We start from the raw sequence: 15,207 nt of genomic DNA on the forward strand, positions 1-15,207 counted from the left end.
GGAACCCCCAAGCCCCGAACCGATCAGCCAGCTCTGAACTCATGGCTGAGTGTCGATCGCTGGGAGGCTCTCGGCCTTGGCATCGGCTGTGGCTTCTGAGTTGGAACCACCGGCCCTGGAGCAGACACGATTACGGCCCTGCCGCTTGGCCCGGTACAGGCAATCGTCAGCCTGGAGGATCAGGTCTCGAATTCGGCTGCCGCCGGAGGGCACCAGACTGGCCACGCCAAGGCTCACGGTCACATGGGGGGCCGTGGGGGACGCCGCATGGGGCAGATGTTGCTCCTCCACGCTATGGCGAATCCGTTCCGCCAGTGCGCAAGCGGGCGCAAGTGCGGTTTCCGGCAGCACGATGGCAAATTCCTCGCCGCCATAACGGGCAATCAGATCGCTGGAGCGATTCACCGCCGAGGCCATGGACCGAGCGATCGCGATCAGACAATCGTCTCCGGCCCCGTGGCCGTAATGGTCGTTGTAGTTTTTAAAGTGATCAACATCCAGCAGGATCAGTGCCAGGGGAAAGGATTGACGTTGGCAGCTGTTCCATTCGTGCTCCCCAAGTCTGTCGAAGGCTCGTCGATTCGCCAGGCCAGTGAGGGCATCGTGGAAGGCATAGCGTGATAGGAGGTTGGCCTGCTGCTTCAGTCGAAGCTGGGTGCGTACCCGAGCTTTCACTACGGTATGATTAAAGGGTTTCGTAATGTAATCCACAGCGCCAAGATGCAGGCCGCGGGCCTCCTCTTCCGGATTGTTCATCGCCGTGATGAAGATCACTGGAATGTCCTGGGTGGCCTGATTGCTCTTCAGCCGGCGGCATACCTCAAAGCCGTCCATATCCGGCAGACGGACATCCAGAAGGATCAGATCGGGTGGATTCATCCGGACAGCCTCCAACGCCTCAGCGCTGCCTCCAGCCGTGCTGATGATGCCTTCGTCCTGGAGCACCGTTGTCAGAAGCTGACGATTGAACCGCTCATCGTCGACGATCAGAATCCGCGGTGGCAGCTGCGGACTGTTTAGCGGGTCGCACATCACATCAGATGCCTACAGGTCGGATCGGTCTCTAGGGCCTGGGTTGCTGCGGATACCGGGACGGACAGACGTCGCGTTCGAGCAAAAACACATAGGGCTGAGCCACACCCTTTTCGTCCATGATCCCAAGGATGCGGTCGTTGTCGATGCGGCGGAAGCAGTCAATGATTGGGAGGGAGTCGTAGTCCATGGCGGCACTCACCTGCCCACGGCACTCCACCATCCGCAGCCGTGCACAGCTGTGCTGAGTGGCCAGCAGGGCTGTGGTCATCTGCAGGGCCGGCCTCCAGAATGGTGCCTTGAGAAAGGGCATCCGGCGAAGGCTTCGCATCGCCAAAGGGTTGGGCACTACCCGCACGATGCCACCGCGAGCGCCCCGGAACAGCAGCGGATGCACCGTTTCCGCATCCACGAACTCCTTGCCATACCAACCGGAGGCCTCGAGCCAGCCGTCCATCGGATGACCCGTGCGAATCTCGGCTCCGCGCCAGAGGCCGATCAGGGCGGCAGCGTCGACCGGCGCCAGAGAATCGAACCAGTTCAGAGCGTCTTCCGTGCTGGCCTGGCGGCTCTCGAGAATCGCGCTTGGCGCGCTGGCGGTTGCGGTCACAACGGTGTTCAGAGGTTGGGGGAGTCGATGTTCAGGCGCTGGGCCGGAAGAACGTCAAGGAAATGACAGAGATGCAGCATGGCCGTCCGGTCAAGAGGAGGGTAGGTGGATGAAGCAGCGATTGGATATCCGCCCTTTGCGGCCGGTCGACATCGCCCATGTGACGGCCTGGGCTCGCGCCGAAGGCTTTGCGCCTGGTCAGGGAGATGTGGCGATCTACCGCCACACCGACCGGCAGGGATTGTGGCTGGGTTGGCTGGGAGAAGAGCCGATCGGCTGCATCGCGGGGGTGCGCTACAACTGCGCCTACGGATTCATCGGTCTGTTCCTGGTCCGACCAGCCTGGCGTGGCCAGGGCTATGGACTGCAGCTCTGGCGCCATGCCATGCACCATCTGGCCGACGTGCCCTGCATCGGCCTGGAGGCCGCCACCGATCGCATTGCTGATTACGCCGGCTGGGGGTTCCATGCCGCCTCTCCGACCAGTCGCTGGAGCCTCCTGTCGGCAGGACAACCGAAACCTTCCGCACGGTGGCGGCAAGGGACTGGGGCGGCGCTTGCGCTGGTGGGCGCTGACGCTGTTCACGACGCAGCCGTGGTGGCCTACGACGCGCGCCACGCCCCCAGCCCCCGCCCTCACTTCCTGCGCGACTGGCTGCACCATCCAGCCGGAACAGTGCGGGCCCTCATCGATGGGCAGGGCTGCTGCCATGGCTTCGGGCGGATCAGGCCCTGCCTGTTGCCCACCTCAGAAGGCTGGCGCGTGGGTCCGTTGATCGCGGACACGCCCGCACTGGCAGAGGGGTTGCTCCGTGGCTTGCTCCTGGAACACCCGGGGCAGGTGCTGATCGATGCCCCCCAGGTCAATGCCGCTGCAGCGCAGTTGTTGGCGGGACTCGGTTTCGACAGGGTGGGACAGACCCTGCGCATGTATCGCGGACCAAGTCCGCAGCTCCCGCTTGAGGAAGTCTTCGGGCTGGCCTGTCTGGAGCTCGGCTGATCGGCTCGGCAGGATGGATCACGGTTGTCCGCAACACGGCTGCCTCGCTGCTGGGGGAACTCCCTGCCCATGGGTTTGACTGCCCAAGGGCGGGGCACTGGCTGGCATCTGGCGCAGATAGGCGGCCACCGGCAGCCGTTGGGTCTGGTTGTAGCCCACGGGAAGCCACAGATCTCCAAGCGCGGAATTGAAGTGGATCTCCCAGTGATACAGACCGGTGAAGGCGCGCGGATCGTCGCGCAGCAGGGCGGCGTAGTGGAGAACGGCGCGCCCGTAGTTGTCGCTGTTGTTGTACCCCCAAAGCCCCCGACGAATGTCCTTGAGGCCACCGCGGCGCACCAGATAGCGGGCCGCCGCTCCGATGGCATCGTGGGGATTGCGGATGTCACCCTTGCCGATCCCGGGTTCGGCCCAGGTGGTGGGCAGGAACTGCATCGGGCCCCGCGCGTCGGCCACGGAGATCCCATCGATCCGGCCCATTCCCGTTTCCACCAGGTTCACAGCCGCCAGCACCTCCCACTCAATGCCCGTGGCGGCTTCCGCCTCGCGGTAGTAGCGCAACAGCGCCTCCGCCGGCTCCGGAGCAATGATCCGCCAGGCCGGCAAGGTGGCCGAGCCGCGGCCCCCGCTGTGCATGGCCAGAAACTCGCGCCGCGCCGCCAGGTGGTGATCGAACACACCTCGCCAATCGGCGCTGAGTCGATTCCGCACCGCCTCGGCCCGTTGCGGCTGGTGAGACAGGGTGCGGTAGATGACCTGTTGTTGATGGCCCAGTGCCGGGAGATCAGAGGCATCGGTGTGGTCCGAACGAAGGGCCACCTCCACTGCCATCAACAGGTCGGCCAGCGCCTGGGGGGTCTCCGGAACCAGGGGGTAGTGGCGGCCATCCGCCGCCCGGGGCAGGGCAGGATCGATCGGCAGTGCAACAGCCGGGGGGGCATCCTCTGTTGTCACGTCCGTCATTGGTTCGGGAACCATGGCCGCCAGGTGGTGAGGCAACCGTCGCTGGAGCTGAACACCACCGAGCAACGCCAGTCCGCCCAGCAACAGAAACAGGAACCGACGCAGAGGCTGCCGCATGGAGGATGGGGCGATTGCACCATGGCGACCCTATCGGCAGCAGCACCCCCACCCCCACGTCCTTGATGGCCGGAATGTCGTCCACTCTTCTTCGACTCCCTCTGGGTCGGCCAGGCCTGAGGGTGATGGGACGGGCGGGGATCGACCCCCAGGCTTTCGCAGTGGATGACTTCCGGCTGTCGTGAAGGTCAACGTCCAGAAGCTTGGACGCTAGGCCTTGTGATATGGACTGCCCTGGAGAATGCTCTGGGCACGATAAATCTGCTCGATCAGAATAAGTCGTGCCAGCTCGTGGGGAAACGTCATCGGCGAGAGGCTGAGAATCCTGTGCGCCCTTGCCTTCAGGTCAGCATCCAGTCCAAAGGCTCCGCCGATCACGAAAGCGATCCGGCCCGAGGCCATGGCATCGAGACCATGGGCCCAGGCGATGGAATCCAGCGCGCTGCCCTCTTCACTGAGAGCCACCATGATTTCCTCCGGTTGCAGGATCGCGAGGATCTGATCCCGCTCACGGGCGGGGATCGAATCCTTCACTTCATGGATCACCAATCCGGGCAGCCGTTTGCGATAGGTCTCTAATCCTTCGCGAATCCAGGGCTTACGGATCTTGCCCACGGCGATCACCCGCAATCGGGAGGGGTTGAGCACCATGGCGCCAAGGGATAGATCATCAACCTAGACGTTACTGCCAGCCAGCGATTTCGCGGACGCGGACGTTCTCTGAACACAGCCGTGCCTTGAGAGGAAGTCACATGTTGGCAACGATAAACATGCCCACTGATACAGACGAAGCAGGCCGCTGTGCCGGAGACCACAGCATCAGTATGGCAACATCGAGAGAGCAGAAGAGTCAGATTCCAGCCAGATTTGTTCCGATGATCAAAAGGGCGAATCAATCAGGCTCCGTGAAGAGCATTGAATCCTCTGAGTCAATGCCCATATTCAACAACGATTCAGATCGTTGACCGACCCGTTCGCGACGGCCCAGATCTCGGGCTTGCCAAGTCACAAGAATCGCTGCGGCGCTCCAGGGACGGGGTTGCCCTTGGCTAATTTTGTGCAAAGGTAGACCAGCGCTCTTGACTCTCCTCTGTGATCGGCTCGCGATTCTGGATTGCAACTCTACTCGTCGTTGCCAGTTACTTTCCTGCAAGTCCGGCCCTTTCTGGCGTGCCTGTTCGCCTGAGTACTGGCTCTGGGGTATGGAGCAGTGACCGCGAAGACTTTGAGACTTTTCTCAAGGATGGCCGGACTTCGGATCGCGGCATTGCCTCCCTTGTGCGCAAGTCTGGATGGACGGCGGACGAGGTTCGTGCCGGTTTCCTTCGTCTCTATTCGGTCGATGTCGCAGGCCTTGCCCGGTTCCTCAACTCCGAGCCCGGTGTGATCTTTCTCAAGAATCAGACTCGTAGCTACATCCCTTACGCCAGCCTGAGCGAACATCGCGTTGAAGCCCTGCGTTCCGCGATTCTCGCTGATGCCGCTGATGGCGAGATCTCTGCCGCTGGAATCCTGGCCACTCTCCCCACGGACTTCCGGCTCGCCCGGCTTGGTGGTTACGACGGTGTTCAGAATGTCTGCGCCGAGTTGCGGTGCGAGGGGAGTGAGCAGTGCACCTCTCTGCTCTCTTGGTATATGTTCCTGCCGGCGTGTCTTGAGGCCAATGCCATGGCGACGGCAGTCGATGAAATTGACTTCAGCCCACTGGAACCCAACCGCAACCGTCGCCCTCGCTGACTGCCAACATCCAGCTGGTCGCGGCTGGTCAATGGTGTCGAAGCTGTCGCCGAGACGCCTCCCTCCACGATGAGATGGGCTGTCGTTCCCTTCCATCCTGCCTAGCTTCCGGTGATGGAGTGCGGAGTCTTGAGTCATGTGCCTTGACTGTCATTGCAACCAGATCGGCACCGGCACCCAGGCGCTGATTGCTCCTTCGGTGGTCACCCTGCCGCTAACTGCTCGGCTGCTGGGCCGTAACGATGCCCAGGCCTCTGCCAACCGCAAATGGTTCGCTCAAGCCGGTGTGCGGGCGGTGAACCTGCTGTCTTCCCCTGGCGCCGGCAAGACGGCCCTGCTCGAGCGGCTCGGTCGTGACTGGGGCAGCGCCGTGCCCATGGCCGTGGTGGTGGGCGATCTCGCTACCGACAACGACGCCACGCGCCTCCGTGCCGTCGGCCTCGACGCCGTGCAGATCACCACCGGGCAGGCCTGTCATCTCGACGCCTCTATGGTGCACCGCGCCCTCCATGGCCTGGCGCTGGAGACGCTTGAGCTGCTGCTGATCGAGAATGTCGGCAATCTGGTCTGCCCCGCCGCCTACGACCTGGGCGAGCAGCTAAGGGTGGTGCTGGTCTCGGTGACCGAGGGGGAGGACAAGCCGCTCAAGTACCCCGCCACCTTCGTGGCTGCCGATCTGGTGCTGATCAGCAAGATCGATCTGGCGGAAGCAGTGGGGGTGAACCTGCCGTTGCTGCATCGCCACATCCGCCAGGTGGCACCGGCGGCAACCGTGCTCGAGGTCTCGGCGCGGACGGGCGCCGGAGTCGACGCTCTGCTGGCCGCCCTGCGCGGTTCTTCTGTGCCATGGGGCGCTGACCTGTCTGCCGGCACGGCCCCAGCCCGGCTCCATGGCGCCCGCCCCTGAGGCCACGCTCACCCTCCATTGCCACGGGGTGGTGCAGGGGGTGGGCTTCCGGCCCTGCGTGCACCGCCTCGCCACCGCCCTGGATCTCTGTGGCGTGGTGGACAACCACAGCGGCGCGGTGGTGGTGCAGCTCAGTGGCTGTCGCTCGGCGCTGGAGCGCTTTCTGGAAATCTTGCCCAGGGAGTTACCCGCGCCGGCTCGCCTGGAGTCGCTTCAACCCCACTGGGGCCCGCCCCCCGCACCAGGCTGCGACCCCAGGGGAATCCGGCTCGGGCATCAGCCGCCGCACTGGCTGAAGGAGAGCCTGTTCGCGCCGGCCCTGGCCGCCGACCAGGCCCCCTGTCGCGCCTGCCTGGCGGAGCTGAACGAACCCGCCAACCGCCGCCACGGCTATCCCTTCATCAGCTGCAGCGCCTGCGGGCCGCGCTACAGCATCGCCACCGCCGAGCCCTACGCCCGTGCCCACACCACCCTGGCCGGCTTTCCGCTCTGCCAGGCGTGCCAGCGGGAGTTTGACGACCCCAGCGACCGCCGCTTCCATGCCGAAACGACCGGCTGCCCGACCTGCGGGCCCCGGCTGGCCTTCTGGCCTGCCGATGGCAGCCAACCCACGGAGGATTCAGGTCGTGGATGTCAGGGAACCAGCGGTGCGATCGCCGCTGCCGTGGCGGTGCTGCGCCGCGGCGGCATCCTGGCCCTGCAAGGGGTGGGGGGCTTCCAGTTGCTGGTGGACGCCACTGATCCAGCGGCGCTGCAGCGGCTGCGGCAACGCAAACAGCGGCCCCATAAGCCCTTTGCCCTGCTGGTGGACTCCGCCAGCTGGATCGAGCCCCTGGTTCAGCTGACACCAGCGGAGCGGGCGGTGCTGGAGAGTGCGGCGGCCCCGATCGTCTTGCTGCGGCGCCACGGGGGCCGCCGGGCCCACGCCAGTGGCCGCCAGGAACCAGCGCTGCCCGAGGCGGTGGCGCCGGGCAGTCCGTGCCTGGGGGTGATGCTGCCGGCTTCACCGCTGCACCACCTGCTTGCCGCGGCCTTCGGTAAACCCTTGGTGGCCACCAGCGGCAACCGCAGTGGCGAGCCACTCTGTATCGCGCCTCCTGAGGCGGTGGACCGGCTGGCCGGCATCGCCGATGCCTTCCTGGTGCACAACCGGCCGATCGTCCGGCCCCTGGACGATTCGGTGCTGCAGCTGATCGAGGGCCGACCGGTGCTGCTGCGTCGCGGCCGTGGCTACGCCCCCGAAGCCCTGCCGATCACGGCAACGCCACCCATGGCCATAGGGGAGGTGCGGTTGGCCCTGGGCGGCGATCTCAAATGTGCGCCGGCCCTCGCCAGGGACGGGCAGGTGTGGCTGGCACCCCATCTGGGCGATCTCGACAATCCTCGCCAGAGCCGGCGTCTGCGGCAGGCGGCGGCGGAGATGGTGAGCGTCCGGCCGGCGTCGAAGGTGCCGCCGCTCACGCTCCTCTGCGACAGCCATCCGGATTACCGCAGCCACCAGATCGCCGCTGATCTGGTGGCTACGGCCTCACCGGGCCAGGGCTTGGCAGAGAGCGTGCGGCTGTGCCCGGTGCCGCACCATCTGGCCCATGGCCTGGCGGTGGTGGCCGAACACGGCCTGGCGGCCTGCCTGGAGCAGGCGCCGCTGCTGCTGCTGGTCTGCGACGGCCTCGGCCTCGGGGTTGGATCAGGCTCCGAGCCCGCATCCGGCAGTGCGCCTGCAGCGCCCCTCTGGGGCTGCGAACTGCTGCTGCTCGAAGCCGGTGGACCTGCGATCGATCCGGCCGCAAAGCCTGGGCTGCATCCTGCAGGGAAACCGGCCCGGAATCCAGCGGAACCGCTGCTGCGCTGGCGGCGACTGGCCAGCCTGCGGCCGTTCCCCCTGCCCGGTGGAGATCGGGCCAGCGCCGAGCCGCGCCGGGCGGCACTTGGCCTGCTGGCCGCAGCGGGTCCGGCCGCGTTGGCGCACAGCGGCGGCGCGGCCTGCCGGGCGGCCTTCACGGCGGCGGACTGGCACCTGTTGGTGCAGGCGATCGCCGGCGGCTGCAACAGCCCGCGCTGCTCCAGCCTCGGCCGCCTCTTCGATGCGGTGGCCTCCCTGCTCGACCTCTGCCAGGTGCTCAGCTACGAGGGGCAGGGCGGCCTGCAGCTGCAGGGCCGGGCCTCGGAACTACGGGAGGAAGACCCCGGCGCCGTACAGCCGGCCTATCCCCTGCCGCTGCGACCGGCCCCGCAGGCGGCGGGCCTGCCGCTCGGCTGGCTCGACTGGCAGCCGCTGCTCGAGGCCCTGCTGAAGGAGCTGCCGCTCCAGGCCTGCCCTGGGGCAGGCGCCGTCCAGGCCGCCCGATTCCATCGGGCCGTGATCGCGGGGTTGGTGGCGATGGCGGAGGCGGCCGCACCCGGCTGGGGCTGCCAGCGGGTCGTGCTGGCGGGTGGATGCTTCCAGAACCGCCTGCTGCTGGAGGGGTGCCGCACCGGCCTGCGGGCCGCAGGCCTGGAGCCCTTCAGCGCAGAACTCCTGCCCAGCAACGACGGTGGCCTGGCTCTGGGTCAGCTCTGGGCCCTTTCCTGCGCCATGGCTACAACGGAATCGAAGCCGCCCCACCGCGTGCAGAACGCCCATGTGCCTGGCCCTGCCTGGTCGCATCCTCTCGATCACCCACCAGCCGCCTGCGGTGGAGCCGGCGGCGCCCCCTGATCTCTCCCGCGGCGGCGATCCGCTCTGGCGGGTGGCGGAGGTGGATTTCGGCGGGGTGCGTCAGGCCGTGAGCCTGGCCTGCCTGCCCCAGGCCCGGGTCGGCGATCAGGTGCTGGTGCATGTGGGGCTGGCCCTGAGCATCGTTGCGGAGGACGAGGAGCCATGACCCAGACCCCAGTCGCCACCAGGATCACCGTGGATGGCAACGAGGCGGTGGCACGGGTGGCCTACCGGCTCAACGAGGTGATCGCCATTTATCCGATCACGCCGGCCTCACCGATGGGCGAATGGGCCGACACCTGGGCGAATGAGAAGCGTCCCAACCTCTGGGGTGCGGTGCCCACGGTGGTGGAACTGCAGAGCGAGGCGGGAGCGGCCGGGGCGGTGCATGGGGCCCTGCAGGCCGGCGCGCTCACCACCACGTTCACGGCGTCGCAGGGGCTGTTGCTGATGATCCCCAACCTCTACAAGCTGGCGGGGGAGCTGACGCCGGTGGTGCTGCACGTGGCCGCCCGCTCCCTGGCCGCCCAGGGCCTGTCGATCTTCGGCGACCACAGCGATGTGATGGCCACCCGCGGCAGCGGCTGCGCCATCCTCTGCTCCGCCTCGGTGCAGGAAGCCGGCGACTTCGCCGCCATCGCCGCCCGCGCCAGCCTGCGCAGCCGCCTGCCGTTCCTGCATGTGTTCGACGGCTTCCGCACCTCCCATGAGATTCAGAAGATCGCCCCGATCGACGATGCCCTGCTGCGGCAGCTGATTCCCGACGACGCCATCGCCGAGCACCGGGCCCGGGCTCTCAGCCCAGACCATCCGGTGCTCCGCGGCACCAGCCAGAACCCGGACGTGTATTTCCAGGCACGCGAATCGGTGAACCGCTTCTACGACGACGCCCCGCAGCTGGTGACCGAGGCGATGGACCGGTTCGCGGCCCTCAGTGGGCGCCGCTACGCGCCCTTTGAGTATGTGGGGCCTGCCGATGCGAAGCGCGTCCTGGTGCTGATGGGATCGGGCTGCGAAACGGCCCACGAAACGCTGGAGTGGCTCAACCGCTCAGACCCTGCGCCCGGCGGGGTGGGGCTGGTCAAGGTGCGCCTGTTCCGACCCTTCGCGGCGGACACCTTCGTGGCCGCGCTGCCGGCCACGGCGAAGGCCGTGGCGGTGCTGGATCGCTGCAAGGATCCCGGCGCCAGCGGCGAGCCGCTCTACCTCGATGTACTGGCCGCCCTGGCCGAAGCCTGGCCGCTGCTCCATCCCGATCGGCCACCGCCACGGGTGCTGGGCGGCCGCTACGGGCTCTCCTCCAAGGAGTTCACCCCAGCGATGGTGAAGGCCGTGGTCGACCATCTGGCCAGGTTGCTGCCAGGAGGCACAGGGCTGGCGACCACTCCAGGCGTCTCTGCGGCCGGGGGAGCGGCTGCGCCGCCCGTTGATCCAACCACCGTTGATCGAACCGCAGCTGTCCTGAACCATTTCACGGTGGGCATCACCGATGACGTGACTCACCGCTCCCTGCCGATCGATCCGGAGTTCGTCTGCGAAGGCACCAGCGACAGGGCCAGCAGCGAGACAGCTGATCGCAGCACAGCGAGCCGGGAGGTGCGGGCCGTGTTCTATGGCCTCGGCTCCGATGGAACGGTGGGCGCCAACAAGAGCACGATCAAGATCATCGGCGAGAGCACCGATCTCTTCGCCCAGGGCTATTTCGTCTACGACTCCAAGAAATCCGGCTCCGTCACGGTCTCGCACCTGCGCTTCGGGCCGCGGCCGATCCGCTCCACCTACCTGATCCAGCGCCCCACCCTGGTGGCCTGTCACCAGTGGGATTTCGTCGGTCGCTTCGCCCTGCTGGAGGGCATCGAGGCCGGCGGCACCGTCCTGCTGAACAGTCCATTCGATCCGCAGGAGACCTGGCGGCGCCTGCCGGACTCCCTGCGGCGGCCGATCCGGCGGCAGGGGTTGCGGGTCTGGGTGATCGCGGCCGATCGGGTGGCGCAGGAGGCGGGCATGGGCGGCCACATCAACACCGTGATGCAGGCCTGCTTCTTCGCCCTGAGCGGAGTGCTGCCCAGGGAGGCCGCGATCGAACGGATCCGCGCCGCCATCCACAAGTCCTATGGCCGCAAGGGGGAGGCGGTGGTGGCGATGAACCTGCGCGCCCTGGACGCGGCGCTCGATCACCTGCTGCCGCTCGACTGGCAAGGCTTTGACGCCGAAGCCAGTGATGCGCAACCTGACGCCGCTCTAGCCGTCGGGGCGTCGGGCCAGGCCATGGCGGACACCCCGTCCCTGGTGGAGCGCCTCGCTGCAGCTCCCGAATTCGTGCGGCAGGTGATCGCGCCGATGCTGGAGCGCCAGGGGGACACCCTGCCCGTGAGCGCCCTCCCCTGCGACGGCACCTGGCCCGTGGGCACGGCCCGCTGGGAGAAGCGCAACATCGCCGCCGAGGTGCCGGTCTGGGAGAGCGATCTCTGTGTGCAGTGCGGCAAGTGCGTGATGGTGTGTCCCCATGCGGTGATCCGCGCCAAGGTGGTGGTGCCCGAGGCCCTGGCCGCGGCTCCGGCAGGCTTCCGCCAGGCCCCGGCCCGCGACCATGCCTTCGCTGAGCAGGCCTTCACGATCCAGGTGGGCGCGGAAGACTGCACCGGCTGCGCCCTCTGCGTGGCGGTGTGCCCGGCTCGCGACCGCAGCGAGCCCAGGCGCAAGGCGATCAACATGGCGCCGCAGCGGCCCCTGCGGCAGCAGGCGCGCCAGCACTGGGACTTCTTCCTCTCCCTGCCCGAGGTGCCGCGGCAGGGGCTCAACCTCCACAAGATCGGCCAGCAGCAGCTGCAGCAGCCCCTGTTCGAATTCTCCGGGGCCTGCGCCGGCTGCGGCGAGACCCCCTACCTCAAGCTCGCCACCCAGCTGTTCGGCGATCGCATGGTGGTGGCCAACGCCACGGGCTGCTCCTCGATCTATGGCGGCAACCTGCCCACGACCCCCTGGAGCGCCAATGCCGCCGGGCGTGGTCCGGCCTGGAGCAACTCCCTGTTCGAAGACAACGCCGAATTCGGCTTCGGCATACGGGTGGCGATCGACCAGCAACGCCGCATGGCCCTGGACCTCCTGGAGGGGCAGGTGCCACCAGCGCTGGCCGAATCCCTGCGCGAGGCCGACCAGAGCGATGAGGCCGGCATCGAGGCCCAGCGCCAACGGGTACAGGAGTTGCGGCGGCATCTGCAGCACCGCCTCGAGCGCCTCCCCGATGAAGAGCGCGCCCGTCGCCTGCTCGATCTGGCCGATGCCCTGGTGAAGCGCAGCGTCTGGCTGGTGGGGGGCGACGGCTGGGCCTACGACATCGGCTTCGGCGGTCTGGATCACGTGCTGGCCAGCGGCCGGGATGTGAACGTGCTCGTGCTGGACACGGAGGTGTACTCCAACACCGGTGGGCAGATGTCGAAGGCCACCCCCACCGGTGCGGTGGCCAAGTTCGCCGCCGGTGGCAAGGCCTCCCCCAAGAAGGATCTGGGCCTGATGGCGATGACCTACGGCAACGTCTACGTGGCCAGCGTGGCGATGGGGGCCCGCGATGAGCACACGATCCGGGCCTTCCTCGAGGCCGAGAGCTATCCCGGTCCCTCACTGCTGATCGCCTATTCCCACTGCATCGCCCACGGCATCGACATGGCCCAGGGCATGGCCCACCAGCGGGCCTTGGTGGAGGCGGGGCGCTGGCTGCTTTACCGCTACGACCCCCGCCGCAGCGAGCGGGGTGAGACGCCCCTTCAGCTCGACAGCCCCAGCCCCCGGCGGCCCCTGGCTGAGGTGATGGCCTCTGAAAACCGCTTCCGCATGCTCAGCTACAGCCAGCCGGAGCGGGCACGGCAACTGGCACGGCAGGCCCAGGCCCATGTCGATCAGCGCTGGGAGCTCTATCGAAGCCTGGCCGGCGTGGCCACAACTGAGCCGGAGGTGCAGCCATGAGCCCCGACCTGTCCACCACCTATCTCGGCCTGGAGCTGCGCAGCCCCCTGGTGGTGGGGGCGGCCCGCCCCCTCAGCGAAGATCCGGACGTGTTGCTGGCCCTGGAACGGGCCGGAGCCGGCGCGATCGTGTTGCACTCCCTCTTCCAGGAGGAGATCGAACAGCAGCAGCTCGATCTGCACCGCCACCTGCTGCTGGGCAGCGACAGCTACGGCGAAGCACTGAGCTATGTGCCGGAAGCGGCGATCAGCCATGACGGTGATGCTCTCTATCTGCGTCATCTCGACTGGGCCCGTCAGCATCTGTCGATTCCGGTGATCGCCAGCCTCAATGGCACCCACCCCGGCCGCTGGGTGGAGACCGCCCGGCGGATGGAGGCGGCGGGGGCGGCGGCGATCGAGCTGAACATCTATGCCCTGCCCACCGATCCGCTCCTCTCCAGCGCCGCCATCGAAGCCGAAGTGGAGGAAATCGTGCGGGAAGTGCGCGCCGAGGTGGGCCTGCCGCTGGCCGTGAAGCTGAGCCCCTTCTTCACCAATCTGGTCGCGATGGTGCGGCGCCTGCGCGAGGCCGGCGCCGATGGCCTGGTGCTGTTCAACCGCTTCTATCAGCCCGACATCGACATCGAGACCCTGGAGGTGCGCCCCAACCTGCTGCTCTCCACCCCCCACGATCTCCGCCTGCCGATGCGCTGGATCGCCCTGCTGCACGGCCATGAACCGCTCGATCTGGCCGGCAGCGGCGGGGTACACCGCGGCACCGATGCGGTGCGCCTGCTGATGGCGGGCGCCTGCGTCACCCAGGTGGTGGGGGCGCTGCTGCGCCATGGCCCCCAGCGCCTGTCCGGGTTGGAGGAGGAGCTGCGCCAGTGGCTGGCGGAGCACGACCATGGCTCCGTGCGCGAGCTGATCGGTTGCATGAGCCAGAGCCGTTGCCCCAACCCCAGCGAATTCGAGCGAGCTCACTACATGCTGGCGGTGCAGACCTTCCGCCCGGCCGCGGCCGCTGCGGCACCGGGGCCCTGGTGAGCACGACCGTTCCGGCAGCCGACAGGCGGTACGCCCGCTCTGCGGCTGCAGTGGAGCGCCTGGCCGCGCAACTGGCGGCCACCGCGACCCGGCCCTGGACCCTGATGGAAGTGTGCGGCGGCCAGACCCACGCCATCGTGCGCTGGGGCCTGGATCAGTTGCTGCCCGAAGGGATCCGCCTGATCCACGGTCCGGGCTGCCCGGTCTGTGTCACCCCCGCGGCCACCCTGGATGCGGCCCTGGATCTGGCGCGCCAGCCGGAGGTGATCCTCTGCTCCTATGGAGACATGCTGCGCGTTCCCGGCAGCCGCAGTGGTGATGATCTGCTGGGTGTGCGGGCCGCCGGCGGTGACGTGCGCCTGCTCACCAGCCCCCTGCAGGCCATCGCCCTGGCCCAGGCCCATCCCGATCGGCTGGTGGTGTTCCTGGCGGTGGGGTTCGAGACCACCGCCCCGGCCACGGCCCTGCTGGCGCGCCAGGCCACGGCCCTGAAGCTGGCCAATCTGGCCCTGCTGCCGGCCCATGTGCGGGTGGTTCCGGCCATGGAGGCGATCCTGAGCGGACCCGACAACCAGGTGCAGGGCTTTCTGGCGGCGGGCCACGTGGGGGCGGTGATGGGCACGGCGGAGCTGCAGGGGCTGGTGCAGCGGCAGGGGGTGCCGGTGGTGATCAGCGGCTTCGAACCCGTGGAGCTGATGGCCGGCATCCTGCGCTGCGTCCAGCTGCTGGAGGCCGGCGAGAGCGCCGTGGCCAACGCCTACGGGCGAGTGGTGCAGGAAGGGGGCAATCCCGAGGCCCAGCAGCTGATCGAGGCGGTGTTTGAGGTGGTGGATCAGCCCTGGCGCGGCCTGGGGGTGATCCCGGCCGGCGGCCTGGCCCTGCGCCCGGCCTATGCCGCCCTGGAGGTGGGGCTTCACCGGCCGCAGTTGCTCGAGCAGCCCCAGCCTGCGGCGGCGCAGCAGCCGAAGGAGTCTCAGGAGCCGCAGCACCCGTCGGTCTGCATCGCCGGCCAGATCCTGCGCGGGGTGCGGCGCCCCTGCGACTGCCCCGCCTTCGGCAGCAGCTGCACCCCGGAACATCCCCTGGGTGCCCCGATGGTGTCGAGTGAAGGGGCCTGCGCCGCCTACCACCGCTACCGCCCCAACTGAGCCG

At 67.7% G+C, this 15,207-nt stretch carries 12 protein-coding genes; 8 read left to right on the forward strand and 4 right to left on the reverse strand.

Annotated elements, in window-relative coordinates; all coding sequences use genetic code 11:
- Positions 1–39 precede the first annotated feature (39 nt).
- On the reverse strand, positions 40–1,032 hold the full coding sequence (locus H8F26_RS10530) for a diguanylate cyclase domain-containing protein (RefSeq protein WP_197153903.1): 993 nt from the start codon (positions 1,030–1,032) through the stop codon (positions 40–42).
- Between the two features lie 31 nt (positions 1,033–1,063).
- Positions 1,064–1,642, reverse strand: coding sequence for a DUF4334 domain-containing protein (locus tag H8F26_RS10535; protein ID WP_197153904.1), 579 nt, complete (start codon positions 1,640–1,642; stop codon positions 1,064–1,066).
- Between the two features lie 109 nt (positions 1,643–1,751).
- Between H8F26_RS10535 and H8F26_RS10540 the strand changes: the two genes are divergently transcribed.
- Positions 1,752–2,642 carry a GNAT family N-acetyltransferase gene (locus tag H8F26_RS10540; RefSeq protein WP_197153905.1) on the forward strand — a complete coding sequence of 297 codons (891 nt, stop codon included), beginning with the start codon at positions 1,752–1,754 and terminating at the stop codon, positions 2,640–2,642.
- Between the two features lie 18 nt (positions 2,643–2,660).
- Here the strand turns inward: H8F26_RS10540 and H8F26_RS10545 are convergent, their stop codons facing one another.
- Together H8F26_RS10545 and H8F26_RS10550 are read right to left on the reverse strand one after the other, a co-directional pair.
- Positions 2,661–3,722: a transglycosylase SLT domain-containing protein gene (locus H8F26_RS10545; protein ID WP_370594614.1), complete on the reverse strand. Its 1,062-nt coding sequence runs from the start codon at positions 3,720–3,722 to the stop codon at positions 2,661–2,663.
- Between the two features lie 210 nt (positions 3,723–3,932).
- A complete protein-coding gene (locus H8F26_RS10550; protein WP_197153906.1) occupies positions 3,933–4,373 on the reverse strand; it encodes a 23S rRNA (pseudouridine(1915)-N(3))-methyltransferase RlmH in 441 nt (146 codons plus the stop codon).
- 441 nt (positions 4,374–4,814) lie between these two features.
- Between H8F26_RS10550 and H8F26_RS10555 the strand changes: the two genes are divergently transcribed.
- The 7 genes from H8F26_RS10555 to hypD all read left to right on the forward strand — a co-directional run bounded on the left by H8F26_RS10555 (position 4,815) and on the right by hypD (position 15,203).
- Entirely contained in the window at positions 4,815–5,459 is a 645-nt protein-coding gene (locus H8F26_RS10555; protein WP_231597752.1) for an alpha/beta hydrolase, read from the forward strand.
- Positions 5,460–5,595: 136 nt separating this feature from the next.
- A complete protein-coding gene (hypB, locus tag H8F26_RS10560) occupies positions 5,596–6,366 on the forward strand; it encodes a hydrogenase nickel incorporation protein HypB (RefSeq protein ID WP_197153907.1) in 771 nt (256 codons plus the stop codon).
- Positions 6,350–9,064, forward strand: coding sequence for a carbamoyltransferase HypF (locus H8F26_RS10565; protein WP_197153908.1), 2,715 nt, complete (start codon positions 6,350–6,352; stop codon positions 9,062–9,064). Before hypB ends, H8F26_RS10565 begins: the two co-directional genes overlap by 17 nt.
- Positions 8,988–9,230: a HypC/HybG/HupF family hydrogenase formation chaperone gene (locus tag H8F26_RS10570; protein ID WP_197153909.1), complete on the forward strand. Its 243-nt coding sequence runs from the start codon at positions 8,988–8,990 to the stop codon at positions 9,228–9,230. The genes H8F26_RS10565 and H8F26_RS10570 overlap by 77 nt, the downstream gene beginning before the upstream one ends.
- Entirely contained in the window at positions 9,227–13,027 is a 3,801-nt protein-coding gene (gene nifJ, locus H8F26_RS10575) for a pyruvate:ferredoxin (flavodoxin) oxidoreductase (RefSeq protein ID WP_197153910.1), read from the forward strand. Before H8F26_RS10570 ends, nifJ begins: the two co-directional genes overlap by 4 nt.
- Positions 13,024–14,055: a dihydroorotate dehydrogenase-like protein gene (locus H8F26_RS10580; RefSeq protein ID WP_197153911.1), complete on the forward strand. Its 1,032-nt coding sequence runs from the start codon at positions 13,024–13,026 to the stop codon at positions 14,053–14,055. The genes nifJ and H8F26_RS10580 overlap by 4 nt, the downstream gene beginning before the upstream one ends.
- Positions 14,052–15,203, forward strand: a complete 1,152-nt coding sequence (gene hypD / locus H8F26_RS10585) for a hydrogenase formation protein HypD (protein WP_231605134.1) — start codon at positions 14,052–14,054, stop codon at positions 15,201–15,203. The genes H8F26_RS10580 and hypD overlap by 4 nt, the downstream gene beginning before the upstream one ends.
- The last annotated feature ends 4 nt before the right edge of the window (positions 15,204–15,207 follow it).

The sequence above is a fragment of the Synechococcus sp. CBW1006 genome, assembly GCF_015840525.1.
Lineage (GTDB): Bacteria > Cyanobacteriota > Cyanobacteriia > PCC-6307 > Cyanobiaceae > CBW1002.